Here is a 17489-nt window from a genome sequence, read left to right as displayed (position 1 = left end):
ATAAAAGTGCTATTTGCTATTATAAACCAATTTACGATATGACCAAATAAGGAATTACAAATAGTTTTAATCGCACAAATAGTATATTGAACCCTTGAACTTATCCGCGTTTTATGGATAAATACCGCAAAACAATCATATTAGGGACATTAAGATTATGAATAAGTCAGAGAGCTTATATCAGGAAGCAATTACAGTCATGCCGGGTGGAGTTAACTCTCCTGTACGTGCTTTTAATGGTGTGGGCGGTACCCCACTATTTATTGAAAGTGCTGATGGTGCTTATATCTATGATGTGGATGGGAAAGCCTATATTGATTATGTTGGCTCTTGGGGACCGATGATTCTTGGTCATAACAATCCTAATATTGCCAGTGCAGTTTATAAAGCCATGAAACATGGTCTTAGCTTTGGTGCCCCAACCGCTATGGAAGTAAAACTAGCAGAACTGGTCACTGAGATTATGCCATCAATTGAAATGCTGCGTATGGTTAACTCTGGTACAGAAGCAACCATGAGTGCTATTCGTGTTGCGCGTGGTTTTACCGGACGGGATAAAATCATCAAATTTGAAGGCTGCTATCATGGTCATGCAGACTATCTGCTGGTTAAAGCCGGTTCTGGTGCTCTGACTTTTGGTAACCCGACTTCTCCTGGGGTACCTGCTGATTTTGTCAAACACACATTGGTTTGTAACTACAATGATCTTGAATCAGTAAAACAAGCTTTTGAGCAATATCCCGATGAAATCGCTTGTATTATTATTGAACCGGTCGCCGGTAATATGAACTGTGTTCCAGCTAAACCTGAGTTTTTACAGGGTTTACGTACACTTTGTGACCAATATGGCGCTTTGCTGATTATCGATGAAGTAATGACAGGATTCCGTGTGGCTTTAGGTGGTGCTCAGGATTATTACAATATCAGACCGGACTTAACTTGTTTAGGCAAAATTATTGGTGGTGGTATGCCTGTAGGTGCTTTTGGTGGTCGCGCAGATATTATGCAGCAACTAGCACCAACTGGTCCTATCTATCAGGCTGGAACCCTTTCAGGTAATCCAATTGCTATGGCTGCTGGATATGAATGTTTGACGCAACTTACTCAGACTGGGGTTTATGAACAACTCAATGAACTGACTGAGATGCTTTGTAATGGATTACGTCAGGTTGCTCAGGAATATAATATTCCGATGGTTATCAATAATGTAGGGGCGATGTTTGGTATTTTCTTTACCAATCGACCAGAAGTTGTTACATATCAGGATGTAATGTCATCAGACGTGGAATTATTTAAAAAATTTTATCACTATATGTTAGACAACGGTGTATACTTCGCACCATCAGCGTTTGAAGCTGGATTTATGTCTCTGGCTCATACGGAAGAAGAGATCAATCATACGATTGATACAACCAGAAACTTTTTTGCAACACTTTAAAATTTCATGGGTTCTTACTAAAGAGCACAAGATTAATATTTATTCAGACAAAATATTTATAGGTATTTTATGATTAAACCACTATCCGAAGGTGAAAAAGCACCTCAGTTTTCTCTTCCTGATCAGGATGGCGAACTTGTTAGTTTAAAAGAATTTAAAGGACAACGTGTTCTTATTTACTTTTATCCAAAAGCAATGACCCCAGGTTGTACAGTACAGGCGTGTAACCTACGTGATAACTTTGATGATTTCGCTAAGTATAACGTAGCAATCCTTGGCATCAGTACAGATAAACCAGAAAAACTTTCTCGTTTTGTTGAGAAGGATCTTTTAAACTTCACCCTGCTTTCTGATGAAAGCCATGAAGTGGCAGAAAAGTTTGGTGTATGGGGACAAAAAGAGTTTATGGGTAAAACCTATGATGGTATTCACCGTATTAGTTTTTTAATCAGTGCAAATGGTACAGTAGAAAAAGTCTTTGATGATTTTAAAACCAGTAATCACCATGAGGTTGTGTTAAATTACCTGAAGCAGGCCAGTAAATAATCTCACTGTTTCAAAATAAAAAAGAGCGACTTAATCGCTCTTTTTTATTATTTTCTATTTTATAAAACTATTCTTGTGTTGCTACAGTTTTACTTTTACCAGACGAGCTGCTTGGCCAGGCATGAATCACTGCCTTCACTAAGGTCGCCAGAGGAATAGCAAAAAACACCCCCCAGAATCCCCATAATCCTCCAAAAATAACTACCGCCAGAATAACAACTAATGGATGAAGATTTAATACTTCAGAAAAGAGGATGGGAGTTACCACATTACCATCCAGTGTCTGTACAATAAAATAACAAATCATTAAATAAAGGAACTCTAAGCTGACTCCCCACTGGAATAAAGCAATTAAGATTACAGGAATAGAGGCAATAACAATCCCAATATAAGGAATAATAACAGATAGCCCGACAATAACTGCCAGTAGTAAAGCATAATCCAGTTTCAAAAACCAAAATGGAATATAAGTCGCAACGGTTAAAATAATAATCTCCAACACTTTACCATTAATATAGTTGCTGATTTGCTGGTCCATCTCTTCTGCAACCTGATTAATTGTGGTGCGATTTTTAGGTAATAATTTGCCACAAAATTCAAAGATTAATTTTTTATCTTTCAGCAAAAAGAACATAATCATTGGGACTAAAACGGCGTTAATAATAATGGAAACTAAACTAAATAAAGAAGCAATTGAAAACTGCACAAGAGAATTACCCGTCTGTAACATCTTACTGCGAATACTCTCAATTAAAGCATCAAATAGCCCTGCGTCCAGTAATTCCGGATAAAGCTCTGGCAAAGTCATCACATACCGATTAAGTGCATTTAACATGACGGGTAAATTAGTCACTAAACTCACACCTTGTTGCCAAATGAGAGGTAATAAAATTGCAACACCAATCAACACAATAGCAATAAAAAAACACATCATCGTCACTATCGCCAGAATTCTCGATACACCACGACGAACCAGAAAATTAACTGGTTTTTCTAAGATATAGGCTAAAGCAATCGCAATCAGGATCGGCGTCAAAATAGAATGAAAGAAATAGATGATCAAGAAGAACAGTAATAATACCGTGACTAATGATACTGCATGAGGATCACTGAAACGGCGTTGGTACCAATTCATAAACATCTTAAACATGACAAATCCTTATAACCTATAGTTTCATTGGTTTTATCATAGATGAATCGAATATGTGAAGGAAGTTCTTTTTAGTATTTTCATGTTTCTGGTATTAAATATTATTGTCGGTATAATCGAAACAATTTACTTTTATTGATCCATAAGGCTGAAATATATTCATGAAAAATATGAAAGCTGTTGTTTTTGATTTTGATGGAACACTGGTTGATACAGAAGCTGCTGTATACCATGCCACCAAAGACTATTTTGAGAAAAACTATAACTACCCTTTTACCATCAAAACTTATCAATATTTTGTAGGACGAAACTTACAATGGCTAAATAGTTATACTCAAAAACACCTGTTACCTCATTTTGAGTTAGAGCCTTTTGTGCAATATGTTAAGCAATGGAAAGAAAATAATTATCATCATATTCCAATGCGTCCAGGAGCTTTAGAGCTCATTAAACGCGCCAAACAACATAATTTAAAACTGGCTATTGCTACCAGTTCAACCAGAGATGATATTGATGTTCTTTTAGAAAAGTATCAACTTCTACCCTACTTTGACGCGATTGCAACAGCCGATCAGGTAAAAGAATTAAAGCCACATCCGGATTTATATTTGTTGGCTTTAGAAAGATTAAATATTCTTTCTGCTGAAGCTTTTGCGATTGAAGATACACCAACCGGCTCTCTGGCGGCCCTTAACGCTAATTTAACCACTCTAATTGTCACTAATGAAATCACTGAAGGAATGCAATTTCCTGATTCTGTTATTCATAAGCCTTCCTTTGCTAATATTTTAAATTAAAATAACCAATTGATTAATAAAGAGAAATAATAGAGAGCAATATGCTCTCTATTTTATTTATCTACATCTGCTTGACAAAATATATCTTAAGATATATTTTTGCATTCAATGTATCGTAAGATATATTTTATTAACTATTATATAAAAGGAAAAGATAATGAAACATTTTCATTTTGAAGATCGTCAAAGTGCTCATCATCACTCCGACCAACCTAAATTCAAACAACGACATCATCACAGTTTTCATGGCAGAGCACGTCACATGGAACAGTACTCACACGGTCATCATGAACACCATTCTTTCCATCACGGTATAAATCATTGTGACCGTGAAAACAGACATTTCCACCGCGGGCATCATCATGATCAACGTATGGAATACGGTATGATGCGACGTGGGCGCCACCCGGGTGGGCTTGGTTTTTGCCATGGCCAGGATGGCGATGAGTTTGATATGCATAACTTTGGCAGTAAACGCCGTATTCGTTCAGAAGAACTACAACTCATCGTATTACTAATGATCGAAAAACAACCAAAACACGGTTATGAAATCATTAAAGAATTAAAGGCTCATACGTTTGGTTTTTATGCACCAAGCCCTGGCATGATCTATCCTGTACTCACTTATTTAGAAGAAAGTGATTTAGCGACCGCTACCCTTGAAAGTAATAAAAAGTGTTACCATATTAGTGAGGCAGGTAAAATTTATCTGGCTGAAAATCGCCATCAGGCAGAAGATCTTTATGCAAGACTTCGTGCAGTTGGTCAAAAGATCGAGCAAATGCAACAAGTTTTCTCTGAGGAACAAAGCAAAATGCCTGAAGGTGAATCGCTACATCTGGCTATTCATCAGCTTAGAACACTTTTACATGCTAAACGTGACAGTTCTGAAGAAGAAAAGCATCACATTTTAGATATTATTAACACAGCAATTAAAGAGATAAAAGCGCTCTAATGGAATAATATTTTATCATTAGTATAAAAGTTAGCGCTTAAGTCACTAAAGTATAAAGGAATAAACAATGCATATTTTACACATTGATTCATCAATCAATTTAACAAGTTCAACATCTCGTCAGTTAACGGCTAAGATTGTTGAAAAATTAAAACAGAAGCACCCCAATGCAAAAGTGACTTATCGTGATTTATATAAAAGTCCAGCTACTTATTTATCTATAGAAGCAGCGATGGCAATCAGAACAGGTAATACTGATGGTTTATCAGCAGCGGTAAAACAAGAAGTTGCTGAAATTGAACGCTCAATTGAAGAACTAATGACGTGTGATGCTATTGTTATTGGTGCACCAATGTATAACTTATCTGTTCCGGCATCATTAAAATCATGGGTAGATCAAGTTTGTCAGGCTGGCAGAACCTTTGCTTATACCGCAACCGGTCCCAAAGGATTAGTTAAAGATAAACCAACTTATCTTGCAATCTCTCGTGGTGGTATGTACAGCGAAGAACCGATGAATTCATATGACTTCCAACTGCCTTATCTACAATCTATACTTGGTTTATTAGGTATTACAGATATTAAAGCTGTTATTGCAGAAGGTGTAGATATTTCTCCTGAACATAAAGTGCAGGCTATTAGCAAAGCAGAACAACAAATTAATGCGTTATAAGTAATAAAATAAAAAGGAGACCATAATAGTCTCCTTTTTATTTATCCTGAGTCATCTATTCTTACTCAGATTCCCCTGCTTTACCTAAAACTTCAATTAACTTCCAACGAATAGATGAAGCATCAGCCGGAGTATTGGCCGGATCAATATTTTTTTCATCAATTTTTAATTTGTAAGTATAGCCCGGTTCATAATCAAAACCATCAATAGAGCTATAATATAGCTGCCACTCATCGGCGCCGTTTTCTCTTACCAGCATACATTGCATAGGTGCAACACCAACACAATCAACAAGTTTTGGTCCTACTTCAATCTCTTTCACAGTTCCTTGTGTTTGCGATTCAGGTGTAGCTACCGGTGCTGGCGGAACATCATTTTTATCACATCCAACAAGTAATAATGCAACAACTGATGTTGTTAATAAAAGTCTCTTCATGTTACTTCTCCTTGTAAAATAACTTAAATATACAGCCTGCTGATCTTATCATAAACAACAATTTTTATAGGGTTAATTTTCATTTACTTTATCTGTCTGAACTATCATTATAATTGATATTTATTTACTTATTTTACTAGACAAAGAAACTATTAGATGTAATATATAAACACGCTATTTAGATTAATAGCTTATTATTCACTTAACTACAAGGAGTTAGATATGAGTGGTAAATTCGAAGTTTTCAAAAGCCCAAAAAATAACCAATTTTATTTCCGTTTAAAAGCTAGCAATGGTCAAGTAATCCTACAAAGCGAAGGTTATACAACCAAAGATAACTGTAAAAAAGGTGTTCTTTCAGTTAAAAAGAACTCTCAATTTGACAAAGCTTTTGACAAAAAACCTAAACATTTCAATCTTAAATCTGTCGACAATGGCCAGGTGATTGGTACCAGTGAACAATACACATCAGAAAAAGCGCGTGATGAAGGTATTGAATCAGTGAAGAAAAATGCTCCAACAGCAGAAATGATTGATTTAACTAAAGTTAAAAAATAAAATTTTAACTAAGTAATATTTCAACCAAATAAAAAACCCGCCAGAAGCGGGTTTTTTATTACACTTTAATATGTTCAACGAGTAACTATATAATTAAGCTGGCCAGGTAGTTAAAAATTATTACTTAGCCATCATCTTACTTAACTATAGACAACCTTATTTCATTAATCCACCTAAAATACCACGGGAAATTTTACGACCGATCTGATTAGCAATTTGTCTGGTAGCCGTTTTCGTCGCAGTTTGCACTAAACCATCTTTCTGACCACCACGTGGGCCCTTACTGCCAAATAGTAATTTATTTAGAGCGCCAAAAAGTCCACCGCTGTCTTCTTCAACCTGTACCTCTTTCTTAGCCGCTTCTTTAGTACTTGTGACTTCGGTACCCGGAACCTGAAAACCGGCTTTAAGAATTTCAAACGCAGACTCTCTGTCGACTTCATCTTCATACTTGCCATATAAAGCAGAATGATTAATGACACCATTAGATTCATCGCTCGTCATAGGCCCCATACGGGAATCAGGTGCAATAATTGAGCCTCTTTCTACAATAGTTGGACGCCCTTTTTCATCTAAAAAAGAAATTAATGCTTCACCCACACCCAGTTCCGTAATTGCCTGTTCAGTATTTAATGCCGGATTTGCACGCATCGTTTGTGCCGCGGCTCTTACCGCTTTTTGATCTTTTGGCGTAAATGCACGCAGAGCATGCTGAACCCGATTACCTAACTGGCCAAGTACACTTTCCGGAATATCTGTTGGATTTTGAGTAACAAAATAAACACCCACTCCTTTAGAACGAATTAAACGAACCACTTGTTCAATTTTTTGCAGTAACACTGGAGTAATATCACTGAAAAGCAGATGTGCCTCATCAAAAAAGAAGACAATTTTTGGTTTTTCCGGGTCACCAACTTCAGGTAAATTTTCAAATAGTTCTGACAATAGCCATAGTAAAAAGACCGAATAGAGTTTAGGCAGATTATAAAGTTTATCTGCTGCTAAAATATTAATAACCCCTTTTCCCTCTGCATCACAACGCATAAGATCTTTAATATCCAGCATTGGCTCACCAAGAAAATGCTCAGCTCCTTGTTGTTCTAAAGAGAGTAAGCTACGTTGAATTGCACCGATAGAAGCACTGGAGATATTGCCATATTCAGTAGTAAATTTTTTCGCATTCTCACCAACATACTGCACCATGGTTCTGAGATCTTTAAAATCAAGTAACAATAAACCATTATCATCAGCAATTTTAAATACCAGTTGTAAAATACCGGATTGGACTTCATTTAAATTCAGTAAACGTGCCAGCAATAGCGGTCCAATATCAGAAATCGTTGCCCGTACTGGATGACCTTTCTCACCAAATACGTCCCACAGTTCAATTGGTGATGAGCCCGCTTGCCAGTCAGTCACACCAATTCCTTCTAAACGGGATTTGAGTTTGTCAGATAGCACGCCTTCAACACCAACACCGGTTAAGTCCCCTTTGACATCCGCTAAGAAGACAGGCACACCAATTTTTGAAAAACTTTCTGCCATTTTTTGCAATGTAACGGTTTTACCTGTACCTGTTGCACCGGTAATTAATCCATGACGATTTGCCAGTGCCGGTAGAATAACTAAATCTTTCCCCTGACTCTTAGCAATAATAAGTGGTTCCGCCATGTTAAACTCCTTGAAATTAAATATAATCAGCCAATAAATAACCGCGTTATTCTAACAAAAATTAATCCACATTACCGAAAATTATTACGCCATTCACCGATTCTTTAAGCAATTAAATAAAATTTGTTATTGCTTTCCACAAAAAGTTGGTATAAGTTATTAAACAGCATATTTAAAGAGGTTTTTTATGTTTACTAATAGCGTTCGTTTCCATCATCACCATCATTTCCCTGAATAGTCTTCGGGCATTTGGTGCTGGAAGACATTTGATCTTCCGGTGAACGCAATTAGAGAGAGCCCTCGGAAGATCAACTTCCGAGGGTTTTTTCATTTTTATCGCTCTCTCTTTCTCAATTAAATTAATAGATTATAGAGGTCGTTATGTTAGATAAATCACGTTTACGTATTGCAATGCAAAAATCAGGTCGTTTAAGCGACGAATCTAAAAAACTGTTAGCCCAATGTGGCATCAAAATTAATTTACAAGAACAGCGTTTAGTCGCCTTTGCTGAAAATATGCCGATTGATATCCTGCGTGTACGTGATGACGATATTCCTGGTCTGGTTATTGATGGTGTTGTTGATATTGGTATTGTTGGTGAAAACGTACTGGAAGAGGAAGTTCTGGATCGTCAGGCTGAAGGGCAAAATCCTCAATATAAAAAGTTACGCCGTCTGGATTTTGGTGGTTGTCGCTTATCAATTGCTGCTCCTCGTGATGAAAAGTATGAAGGCTTACAAAGTTTAGAAGGAAAACGTATTGCTACTACCTATCCTCACCTGTTACGTCGTTATCTGTCTGAAAAAAATATCTCATTTAAAACCTGTCTGTTAAATGGTTCGGTGGAAGTAGCTCCGAGAGCAGGTCTATCTGATGTGATTTGTGACTTAGTATCAAGTGGAGCCACACTCGAAGCTAATGGTTTAGTTGAAGTACAAACTATCTATCAATCCAAAGCCTGTCTGATTCAACGTGAAGGCGACATCTCAGCAGAAAAACAAGCTCTGATTGATAAACTGATGACGCGTATTCAGGGTGTTGTGCAAGCCAGAGAGTCAAAATATATTATGTTACATGCCCCAAGTGCAGCACTTGAAGATGTTATAGCCCTATTACCCGGAGCTGAACGCCCGACAATTTTGCCTCTTGCTGGCGATCAAAGCCGTGTTGCCATGCACATGGTAAGCAGTGAAACCCTTTTCTGGGAAACAATGGAACAGCTTAAAGTACTGGGTGCCAGTTCTATTCTTGTCCTGCCAATTGAAAAAATGATGGAGTAACAACATGAAGATTACTTACTGGCAACAATGTGATAATGCTCAAAAGGAAGCACTACTTATGCGCCCGGCAATCACAGAGTCAGAGGCTATTCGCCAATCGGTCAGTACTATTTTAGAACAAGTAAAATCCCGCGGTGACGAAGCATTAAAAGAACTCAGCGCTAAATTTGACCGTGTACAAATTTCCGCTCTTCGTTTAGAAAAAACAGCAATTAAATCTGCTGGTTCCAGACTAAGTAACGAATTAAAACAAGCAATGCAAGTGGCTGTTGCTAATATTAATACATTCCATCAGGCACAAAAACCAACACCACTGATAGTTGAAACCATGCCCGGTATTACATGTCAGTTAGTCAATCGCCCGATTAATTCTGTTGGTTTATATATTCCGGGTGGTTCAGCACCTTTACTTTCCACCGTATTGATGCTGGCTACACCTGCCAAAATTGCTGGTTGCCGTAAAATCGTACTTTGCTCACCACCACCTATTGCTGATGAGATTCTTTATGCAGCAGAACTTTGTGGTATTGAGGAAATTTATCAACTAGGTGGCGCACAAGCTATCGCAGCTATGGCATTTGGTACTGAATCTGTACCAAAAGTTGATAAAATCTTTGGCCCAGGTAACGCCTATGTGACCGAAGCTAAACGTCAGGTAAGCCAGCGTAATGACGGTTCAGCAATTGATATGCCGGCAGGGCCATCAGAAGTTCTGGTGATTGCTGATAGTGGTGCTAATCCAGTCTTTATCGCTGCTGACCTATTATCTCAAGCAGAGCACGGACCAGATTCACAAGTGATATTACTCACTCCGGATGAAAAAATTGCCATTGCTGTTGAGCAGGAGATTGAGCAACAACTTGTGACATTGTCACGTAAAGATATTGCCAAACAGGCACTAAGTTCCAGCCGTTTAATTGTTACTTCCGGCTTAGAAGAATGCATTAATATTAGTAACCAGTATGGTCCTGAGCACCTTATTATTCAAACTCGTCAGGCTGAACAGCTGGTGGATAAAATTACCAGTGCCGGCTCCATCTTCCTGGGTGACTGGTCTCCGGAATCTGTTGGCGACTATGCATCAGGTACTAACCACGTGCTACCTACTTATGGTTATACAGCAACCTACTCTAGCCTTGGCTTAGCTGATTTCCAAAAGCGTATGACAGTACAACAGTTAACGCCTGCAGGGCTCTTAGCCTTAGCGCCAACAGTTGAACTCATGGCACAAGCAGAACAACTTACTGCTCATAAACAGGCTGTTACTTTACGTGTACAGACACTTAAACAGCAGAATTCCTAAAATAAGGCGAGGGAACAAATAATGAATATCGACATTAATAAGTTAGTCAGAAAAAATATCCAAAGCCTAACACCTTATCAATCTGCTCGTCGTCTTGGTGGTAAAGGAGATATTTGGTTAAATGCCAATGAGTACCCGCTGGCTCCTCACTTTAACTTACAAAATTCAAATCTAAATCGTTATCCGGAGCCACAACCAGAAACCGTCATTAATCAATATGCCAGTTATGCCGGTGTTCAGCCTACTCAGGTTCTGGTCAGTCGTGGTGCTGATGAAGCAATTGAACTACTTATGCGTGCCTTTTGTGAACCCTATCAGGATAGTATTATTTACTGCCCGCCAACTTATGGTATGTATTCAGTTAGTGCTGAAACTCTTGGGGTTCAAGCCAGAGCTGTTCCGGCAAAATCTGACTGGCAACTTGATTTACCTGCTATTGAAGCAAATATGGAAAATGTTAAATTAATCTATATTTGTAGCCCAAATAACCCGACAGGTAACTTAATTAATCCGGAAGATATTAAATCAGTATTAAAACTGGCAAAAAACAGAGCGTTGGTTGTGGTTGATGAAGCCTATATTGAGTTTGCTGCTGAGCACTCAGTAGCTAGTTGGTTAAAGGAATACCCACATTTAGTGATACTACGTACACTTTCAAAAGCTTTTGCACTGGCAGGGCTACGCTGTGGATTTACACTAGCCAATGAACCTGTTATTCAGGCGTTATCTAAGGTTATCGCACCGTATCCATTGCCATCTCCTGTAGCAGAGATCGCGGCACAAGCTTTAACTCGTGATGGACTCACTACGATGAAGTTACATGTGGTGAATATCAATGCTCAAAAAACAAAATTTGTTTATGAGTTACGTCAATTACTCTGTGTCGAGCAAGTTTACTCAAGCTTTGGTAACTATGTCCTTGTGAGATTTAAAGCGGATAGTAATGTGTTTAAACAATTATGGGATAAAGGCATTATTTTGCGAGACCAAAATAAACAACCAGGTCTGGAAAATTGTATTCGAATCAGTATTGGTACTCAGGCTGAATGTGATGCAGTCATCAGCGCCCTTAATTCATTGTAAGGAAAGAACATGAATCAAAAATATCTTTTTATTGATCGTGACGGAACATTAATTACCGAGCCCCCTGTTGATTTTCAGGTTGATCGCTTTGATAAACTTGCCTTTGAACCTAATGTCATCCCAGCTTTATTAAAACTGCAACGTGCAGGCTTTAAGTTGGTAATGGTTACCAATCAAGACGGGCTTGGTACTGATAGTTATCCGCAAGCTGACTTTGACGGACCACATAATTTAATGATGCAAATTTTCACCTCTCAAGGTATCAAATTTGAAGAGGTCTTAATTTGCCCGCATTTTTCGGCAAATAATTGTAATTGTCGTAAGCCAAAGACAACACTTGTCATGTCTTATCTTACTAGTGGACAGCTAGATAAAGCCAATAGCTATGTGATTGGTGACAGAGAAACAGATATTCAGCTGGCTACAAATATGGGGATCAAAGCACTACACTACGATCCTAAAATATTAAACTGGAGCGAAATAGCTCAAAAGTTAACAACTGCAGATCGTTATGCCAAAGTACAACGAGTGACAAAAGAGACTTCGATCACGGTAGAAGTTTGGCTTGATCGTGAAGGTAATAGCCACATTCAGACCGGTATTGGTTTCTTCGATCATATGCTTGATCAGATTGCCACTCATGGTGGTTTCAGACTCAATGTACAAACTCAGGGCGATCTGCATATTGATGATCACCACACTATTGAAGATACCGGTCTGGCACTGGGTGAAGCTCTTAAAAAAGCCCTTGGTGATAAACGTGGTATTACTCGTTTTGGCTTTGTGCTCCCAATGGATGAATGTTTAGCTCAATGCGCACTAGATATTTCAGGCCGCCCGTACCTTAAATATTCTGCTCAGTATAAATATCAAAAAGTGGGCGATATGAGCACAGAAATGGTGGAACACTTCTTCCACTCCGTCTCCTACTCTATGGCTTGTACTCTGCATTTAGAAACGACTGGTGATAATGATCACCACAAAGTAGAGAGTTTATTTAAAGTCTTTGGACGAGCGCTGCGTCAGGCAATTCGCATTGATGGTGATCTGCTACCTAGCTCAAAAGGAGTCTTGTAATGGATGCACTTAAAGCTACTAAAGTTGTTATCTTAGATACCGGTTGTGCAAATCTCTCTTCGGTCAAATATGCGATTGAGCGTTTAGGCTATCAGCCGGTAGTTAGTCGTGATCCTGACATCGTATTAAGTTCAGATAAATTACTCCTGCCAGGTGTAGGTACAGCAAAAGCTGCCATGCAACAACTGGAAGAACGTAACCTTATCGAACTGATAAAAGTCTGTACTCAACCTGTTCTTGGTATTTGTCTTGGTATGCAGTTACTGGCAAAATTTAGTGAAGAAGGACACGTTGAAACACTGGGTATTATTGATGAGACAATACGCCCGATTCCTGATCATGGTTTACCTCTGCCACATATGGGATGGAATAAAGTTTACGCTCAGGCCGGTCATCGCTTATTTAGAGATATTACACCCGGTGCCTATTTTTATTTTGTTCATGGATTTGCCTTACCATTATGCTCAGCCACTATTGCAGAAACCAATTACGGAGAAAGCTTTACCGCTGCCGTACAAAAAGAAAACTTTTTCGGCGTTCAATTTCATCCAGAACGTTCTGGCAAATCCGGTGCGAAATTGCTCAAAAACTTTCTGGAGATGTGATCATGCGTAAACAAACTTATATCATCCCGGCTTTAGATTTAATTGATGGTACTGTCGTCAGATTACATCAGGGGGATTATGAACAAAAACGAGATTATGGCAATGATCCTTTACTACGCCTGCAGGATTATCAGGATCAGGGAGCAAAGATCTTACATCTGGTTGATCTTACTGGTGCAAAAGATCCTAATAAACGTCAGATTCCATTACTTAAAAAATTAGTTAAAGGAGTTAATGTCCCGGTTCAGGTTGGTGGTGGCATTCGTACTCAAAATGATGTAAAAAATTTACTTGATGCTGGAGTCACGCGCGTAGTCATTGGCTCAACCGCCATCAAAGAACCCGCTTTGGTTAAATCATGGTTTACTCAATATGGTGCTGATGCTCTGGTACTAGCACTTGATGTCAGAATCGATGAGTCTGGGCAAAAATATGTTGCCATTCATGGCTGGCAAGAAAACTCAGATAAACGCTTAGAGCAAGTGATTGATGATTATTTAAATGTTGGTTTGAAACATGTTCTGTGCACTGATATTTCAAAAGATGGCACCCTATCCGGTTCTAACGTAGAACTCTATAAAGAAGTCTGTCAAAAATATCCACAAATTGATTTTCAGGCATCTGGCGGTATTGGCGATCTTAACGATATTGAAGCATTAAAAAATACTGGTGTTACTGGTGTTATTGTTGGACGCGCTTTACTTGAAGGTAAATTTACAGTTTCGGAGGCTATTGCATGTTGGCAAAACGTATAATTCCCTGTCTGGATGTTCGCAATGGTCAGGTAGTAAAAGGTGTACAATTTCGTAATCACGAAATTATTGGCGATATCGTGCCACTGGCTAAGCGTTACGCACAAGAAGGTGCTGATGAACTGGTCTTTTATGATATTACCGCATCTTCTGACGGGCGCGTTGTAGATAAAAGCTGGGTTTCTCGCGTTGCAGAAGTGATTGATATTCCATTTTGTGTTGCTGGTGGTATCAAGACTCTTGATGATGCTCAGCAGATACTCTCATTTGGTGCTGATAAAATCTCCATCAACTCCCCTGCTCTGGCAGATCCTTCACTCATTACAAAACTCGCAGATCGCTTTGGTGTCCAGTGTATTGTCGTAGGTATTGATACCTGGTTTGATGAAAAAACGAATAGCTATCATGTTTATCAATTTACCGGAGACGAAAAACGTACTATTGCCACAACCTGGCAAACTTTAGACTGGGTTCAGGAAGTGCAAAAACGTGGAGCCGGTGAAATTGTGCTTAATATGATGAACCAGGACGGTGTTCGTAATGGTTATGATATCACACAATTAAAACAAGTCCGCAATGTTTGCCATATTCCACTTATCGCCTCTGGTGGTGCTGGTACAATGGAACACTTTTTAGATGCTTTCAAACTCGCAAATGTAGATGGGGCTCTGGCTGCATCTGTTTTTCACAAACAAATTATTAATATTGGTGAACTAAAACAATTTCTTGCTCAAAATAATATTGAGGTACGCATATGTTAAGCGCTGAACAAAAACAACAAATTGACTGGCAAAAAGTGGATAACCTGATTCCGGCAATTATACAACACGCAATTTCTGGTGAGGTGCTGATGCTTGGCTATATGAATCAGGAAGCACTGGCTGAAACAGAACGCTTAGGTAGAGTCACTTTTTACTCTCGCACTAAACAACGACTTTGGACTAAAGGTGAAAGTTCAGGTAACTACCTTAACATTACCGATATTAGCCTTGATTGTGATAAAGATACGTTACTGATTTTGGCCGAGCCTGTTGGTCCAACCTGTCACTTAGGAACTTCAAGCTGCTTTGGTAATACACAAAGTGAATGGGGATTTCTATATCAACTGGAACAATTGTTAGCTTCTCGGAAAGCAGCCTCTCCAGAGAGTTCTTATACAGCAAAATTATATGCCTCCGGTACAAAACGTATTGCCCAAAAAGTAGGTGAAGAAGGTGTAGAAACTGCGCTGGCTGCCACAGTTCATGATAAAAATGAACTAGTAAATGAATCAGCTGATCTTATTTATCACTTGCTAGTTTTATTACAAGATCAGGAGCTCTGCCTTAAAGATGTCATCGCTATTTTAAAAAATCGCCATAAAAAATAAGCAGTAATATCAATACTCACAAGACAAAAAAAACCTAAACATTAATGTTTAGGTTCTGAATGTTGTTTTTATCAATCCACATGAGTTCAGATGATAAAACAGCTTTTCGTTGTTTTTAATTATATTTATATATTATATATATAGTTATTTTCTTTTTCGAACAATAATTAATCTTTAATAATGTGATGTATATCTATTTTTTAAACTAAAGTTGTGATCTATCAAATAAATTATCAGTGATATAATCACTCGTTATAATAGATAACTATACTTTTTATCTCAGTTTATTGAATAATAATGCTAAGGTTAAAACGATTAGGCTACTTAAAGAGAATACCATGACTAAACAAGCACTTTTTTTAGATTTTGCAGATGCTAAACAACAAATTTTGGCTCATGCAACCGCGTTTCCACAAATAGAAACATTATCAACTCTAGATTGCTTGCATCGTATTACTGCCAAACCGATTATATCTCCCATTAATGTACCTGGTTTTAATAATTCCGCTATGGATGGCTATGCTATTCGTTTAAGTGATCTGTCTCAGCAACCTGTCTTACCGGTAGCCGGAAAAATCTTTGCCGGACAAAGTACTCTTCCAGACTGGCCAATCGGTACTTGCCTAAGAATCATGACCGGAGCGCCTGTGCCAACAGAGGCTGAAGCTGTTGTTATGCAGGAAGAAACTGAAATAACCGATATTGGCATTCGTTTTACTCATCCAGTAAAACCTAAACAAAATATTCGTTTTCTGGGAGAAGATGCAAAACAAAATGCGGAAATTATTCCGACAGGACAAAAATTGACCATCCCAATGCTGTCAAGCCTTGCAACACTTGGACTTACACAGGTTGAGGTTTATAAACCTCTGAAAGTAGCTATTTTCTCTACCGGTGATGAGCTCGTTTCTCTGGGAACTGAACTTAAATCGGGACAGATTTATGATAGTAACCGATTCACACTACTACTGTTACTTAAACAGCTTGGTTGTGAAGTGATCGATTTAGGAATTATCCCGGATGATGAACAAAAAATAAAGCGCGCTTTTTTACAAGCAGCTGATTTAGCAGATTTAGTGATTACCAGTGGAGGAGTCTCTGTTGGTGATGCTGATTATACTAAACAAGTCTTGAATGAACTGGGACACATTAATTTCTGGAAAATTGCGATGAAACCCGGTAAGCCTTTTGCTTTTGGTCACATTCATAAAACACTATTTTGTGGTCTACCTGGGAATCCTGTTTCAGCAGTAGTCACATTTTATCAATTAGTCCAACCACTCATTTTGAAAATGTCCGGATATACTCAATCCCCTTCAATACAGGGATTACAAGCTAAAACTTTGGTTAACCTAAAAAAATCACCCGGTCGATTGGATTTTCAACGAGGTCAACTTCTTGTCACTCAATCAGGAGAACTCACCGTCACAACAACCGGCCAGCAAGGCTCTCACATCACTCAATCTTTAAGTCTGGCTGATTGTTTTATTATCCTCGAAAAAGAACGCGGGAATGTCACAGCTGGAGAATGGGTTACAGTAGAATTATTTAATGCTCTGCTAAAATAATATAATAAATATCAATAAAATAATGAGCAATAATAAAATGTAGATAAAAATAAACTTTATCTTTTTGTGCCGTTTTGATTATTTTTTGAACTAAAAATACTCTTTTAGGTTCTTTACTATACTGATTTTTTTATTTATAAGTACATCCGTTTTATGACAAAAATACCTATAATTATTACTTTTATTCTTTTTATATTTTTTCTTTTTGGTCAGAATCCCATAATTAG

The 17489-nt window shown here is 38.0% G+C and carries 18 protein-coding genes and 1 other annotated feature; of the genes, 15 read left to right on the top strand and 3 right to left on the bottom strand.

Annotated features, from left to right (window positions below; all coding sequences use genetic code 11):
* Window positions 1-157: 157 nt before the first annotated feature.
* Window positions 158-1438: a glutamate-1-semialdehyde 2,1-aminomutase gene (gene hemL / locus IPMB12_RS09905; RefSeq protein WP_166917264.1), complete on the top strand. Its 1281-nt coding sequence runs from the start codon at window positions 158-160 to the stop codon at window positions 1436-1438.
* Window positions 1439-1510: 72 nt separating this feature from the next.
* Window positions 1511-1984, top strand: coding sequence for a thioredoxin-dependent thiol peroxidase (gene bcp / locus IPMB12_RS09900; protein WP_166917775.1), 474 nt, complete (start codon window positions 1511-1513; stop codon window positions 1982-1984).
* A gap of 67 nt (window positions 1985-2051) precedes the next feature.
* Here bcp and IPMB12_RS09895 read toward each other — a convergent pair whose 3' ends face one another.
* A complete protein-coding gene (locus IPMB12_RS09895) occupies window positions 2052-3134 on the bottom strand; it encodes an AI-2E family transporter (RefSeq protein WP_166917263.1) in 1083 nt (360 codons plus the stop codon).
* A 161-nt stretch (window positions 3135-3295) separates the two neighbouring features.
* Here IPMB12_RS09895 and IPMB12_RS09890 point away from each other — a divergent pair, with 161 nt between their 5' ends.
* From IPMB12_RS09890 to IPMB12_RS09880, 3 genes are all read left to right on the top strand, one after another.
* Window positions 3296-3931: an HAD family hydrolase gene (locus IPMB12_RS09890; protein WP_166917262.1), complete on the top strand. Its 636-nt coding sequence runs from the start codon at window positions 3296-3298 to the stop codon at window positions 3929-3931.
* Between the two features lie 157 nt (window positions 3932-4088).
* A complete protein-coding gene (locus tag IPMB12_RS09885) occupies window positions 4089-4886 on the top strand; it encodes a PadR family transcriptional regulator (protein ID WP_166917261.1) in 798 nt (265 codons plus the stop codon).
* Window positions 4887-4953: 67 nt separating this feature from the next.
* The gene (locus IPMB12_RS09880; protein ID WP_166917260.1) at window positions 4954-5559 is read left to right on the top strand and encodes an FMN-dependent NADH-azoreductase; all 606 of its coding nucleotides are present in this window, start codon (window positions 4954-4956) and stop codon (window positions 5557-5559) included.
* 61 nt (window positions 5560-5620) lie between these two features.
* Here IPMB12_RS09880 and IPMB12_RS09875 read toward each other — a convergent pair whose 3' ends face one another.
* Window positions 5621-5995, bottom strand: a complete 375-nt coding sequence (locus IPMB12_RS09875; RefSeq protein ID WP_166917259.1) for a DUF4377 domain-containing protein — start codon at window positions 5993-5995, stop codon at window positions 5621-5623.
* Window positions 5996-6217: 222 nt separating this feature from the next.
* On the opposite strand from IPMB12_RS09875, the gene IPMB12_RS09870 reads away from it, so the two are divergent.
* Entirely contained in the window at window positions 6218-6553 is a 336-nt protein-coding gene (locus IPMB12_RS09870; protein ID WP_166917258.1) for a YegP family protein, read from the top strand.
* A gap of 156 nt (window positions 6554-6709) precedes the next feature.
* On the opposite strand, the gene IPMB12_RS09865 is transcribed toward IPMB12_RS09870, so the two are convergent.
* Window positions 6710-8224, bottom strand: a complete 1515-nt coding sequence (locus IPMB12_RS09865) for a helicase HerA-like C-terminal domain-containing protein (protein WP_166917257.1) — start codon at window positions 8222-8224, stop codon at window positions 6710-6712.
* Between the two features lie 213 nt (window positions 8225-8437).
* Window positions 8438-8555: a sequence feature (His leader region), on the top strand.
* Window positions 8556-8605: 50 nt separating this feature from the next.
* Here IPMB12_RS09865 and hisG point away from each other — a divergent pair.
* The 9 genes from hisG (at window position 8606) to moeA (ending at window position 17262) form a co-directional block, all read left to right on the top strand.
* Complete coding sequence (gene hisG, locus IPMB12_RS09860) at window positions 8606-9505, top strand: ATP phosphoribosyltransferase (protein WP_166917256.1); 900 nt, start codon at window positions 8606-8608, stop codon at window positions 9503-9505.
* Window positions 9506-9509: 4 nt separating this feature from the next.
* Complete coding sequence (gene hisD, locus IPMB12_RS09855; protein WP_166917255.1) at window positions 9510-10808, top strand: histidinol dehydrogenase; 1299 nt, start codon at window positions 9510-9512, stop codon at window positions 10806-10808.
* Window positions 10809-10829: 21 nt separating this feature from the next.
* On the top strand, window positions 10830-11891 hold the full coding sequence (hisC, locus tag IPMB12_RS09850; RefSeq protein ID WP_166917254.1) for a histidinol-phosphate transaminase: 1062 nt from the start codon (window positions 10830-10832) through the stop codon (window positions 11889-11891).
* Between the two features lie 9 nt (window positions 11892-11900).
* Window positions 11901-12968: a bifunctional histidinol-phosphatase/imidazoleglycerol-phosphate dehydratase HisB gene (gene hisB / locus IPMB12_RS09845; RefSeq protein WP_166917253.1), complete on the top strand. Its 1068-nt coding sequence runs from the start codon at window positions 11901-11903 to the stop codon at window positions 12966-12968.
* Window positions 12968-13573: an imidazole glycerol phosphate synthase subunit HisH gene (hisH, locus tag IPMB12_RS09840; RefSeq protein WP_166917252.1), complete on the top strand. Its 606-nt coding sequence runs from the start codon at window positions 12968-12970 to the stop codon at window positions 13571-13573. Before hisB ends, hisH begins: the two co-directional genes overlap by 1 nt.
* Window positions 13574-13575: 2 nt before the next feature.
* Window positions 13576-14328 carry a 1-(5-phosphoribosyl)-5-[(5-phosphoribosylamino)methylideneamino]imidazole-4-carboxamide isomerase gene (gene hisA / locus IPMB12_RS09835; protein WP_166917251.1) on the top strand — a complete coding sequence of 251 codons (753 nt, stop codon included), beginning with the start codon at window positions 13576-13578 and terminating at the stop codon, window positions 14326-14328.
* Window positions 14310-15086, top strand: a complete 777-nt coding sequence (hisF, locus tag IPMB12_RS09830; RefSeq protein ID WP_166917250.1) for an imidazole glycerol phosphate synthase subunit HisF — start codon at window positions 14310-14312, stop codon at window positions 15084-15086. The genes hisA and hisF overlap by 19 nt, the downstream gene beginning before the upstream one ends.
* Window positions 15080-15694 carry a bifunctional phosphoribosyl-AMP cyclohydrolase/phosphoribosyl-ATP diphosphatase HisIE gene (gene hisIE / locus IPMB12_RS09825; protein WP_166917249.1) on the top strand — a complete coding sequence of 205 codons (615 nt, stop codon included), beginning with the start codon at window positions 15080-15082 and terminating at the stop codon, window positions 15692-15694. The genes hisF and hisIE overlap by 7 nt, the downstream gene beginning before the upstream one ends.
* A 338-nt stretch (window positions 15695-16032) precedes the next feature.
* Complete coding sequence (moeA, locus tag IPMB12_RS09820; protein ID WP_166917248.1) at window positions 16033-17262, top strand: molybdopterin molybdotransferase MoeA; 1230 nt, start codon at window positions 16033-16035, stop codon at window positions 17260-17262.
* The last annotated feature ends 227 nt before the right edge of the window (window positions 17263-17489 follow it).

The sequence above is a fragment of the Zophobihabitans entericus genome (assembly GCF_011745665.1).
Taxonomy (GTDB): Bacteria; Pseudomonadota; Gammaproteobacteria; order Enterobacterales; family Orbaceae; genus Zophobihabitans; species Zophobihabitans entericus.
This window is presented reverse-complemented; position numbering and strand designations above follow the sequence as displayed.

Bases quoted from the DNA above. Each gene is read 5' to 3' on its own strand.
- hisC (WP_166917254.1), top strand. From the start codon at position 10,830: ATGAATATCGACATTAATAAGTTAGTCAGAAAAAATATCCAAAGCCTA.
- hisG (WP_166917256.1), top strand. From the start codon at position 8,606: ATGTTAGATAAATCACGTTTACGTATTGCAATGCAAAAATCAGGTCGT.
- IPMB12_RS09880 (WP_166917260.1), top strand. From the start codon at position 4,954: ATGCATATTTTACACATTGATTCATCAATCAATTTAACAAGTTCAACA.
- hisIE (WP_166917249.1), top strand. From the start codon at position 15,080: ATGTTAAGCGCTGAACAAAAACAACAAATTGACTGGCAAAAAGTGGAT.
- hisA (WP_166917251.1), top strand. From the start codon at position 13,576: ATGCGTAAACAAACTTATATCATCCCGGCTTTAGATTTAATTGATGGT.
- hisH (WP_166917252.1), top strand. From the start codon at position 12,968: ATGGATGCACTTAAAGCTACTAAAGTTGTTATCTTAGATACCGGTTGT.
- IPMB12_RS09885 (WP_166917261.1), top strand. From the start codon at position 4,089: ATGAAACATTTTCATTTTGAAGATCGTCAAAGTGCTCATCATCACTCC.
- IPMB12_RS09870 (WP_166917258.1), top strand. From the start codon at position 6,218: ATGAGTGGTAAATTCGAAGTTTTCAAAAGCCCAAAAAATAACCAATTT.
- hemL (WP_166917264.1), top strand. From the start codon at position 158: ATGAATAAGTCAGAGAGCTTATATCAGGAAGCAATTACAGTCATGCCG.
- IPMB12_RS09875 (WP_166917259.1), bottom strand. From the start codon at position 5,995: ATGAAGAGACTTTTATTAACAACATCAGTTGTTGCATTATTACTTGTT.
- hisD (WP_166917255.1), top strand. From the start codon at position 9,510: ATGAAGATTACTTACTGGCAACAATGTGATAATGCTCAAAAGGAAGCA.
- hisF (WP_166917250.1), top strand. From the start codon at position 14,310: ATGTTGGCAAAACGTATAATTCCCTGTCTGGATGTTCGCAATGGTCAG.
- IPMB12_RS09895 (WP_166917263.1), bottom strand. From the start codon at position 3,134: ATGTTTAAGATGTTTATGAATTGGTACCAACGCCGTTTCAGTGATCCT.
- moeA (WP_166917248.1), top strand. From the start codon at position 16,033: ATGACTAAACAAGCACTTTTTTTAGATTTTGCAGATGCTAAACAACAA.
- IPMB12_RS09890 (WP_166917262.1), top strand. From the start codon at position 3,296: ATGAAAAATATGAAAGCTGTTGTTTTTGATTTTGATGGAACACTGGTT.
- IPMB12_RS09865 (WP_166917257.1), bottom strand. From the start codon at position 8,224: ATGGCGGAACCACTTATTATTGCTAAGAGTCAGGGGAAAGATTTAGTT.
- hisB (WP_166917253.1), top strand. From the start codon at position 11,901: ATGAATCAAAAATATCTTTTTATTGATCGTGACGGAACATTAATTACC.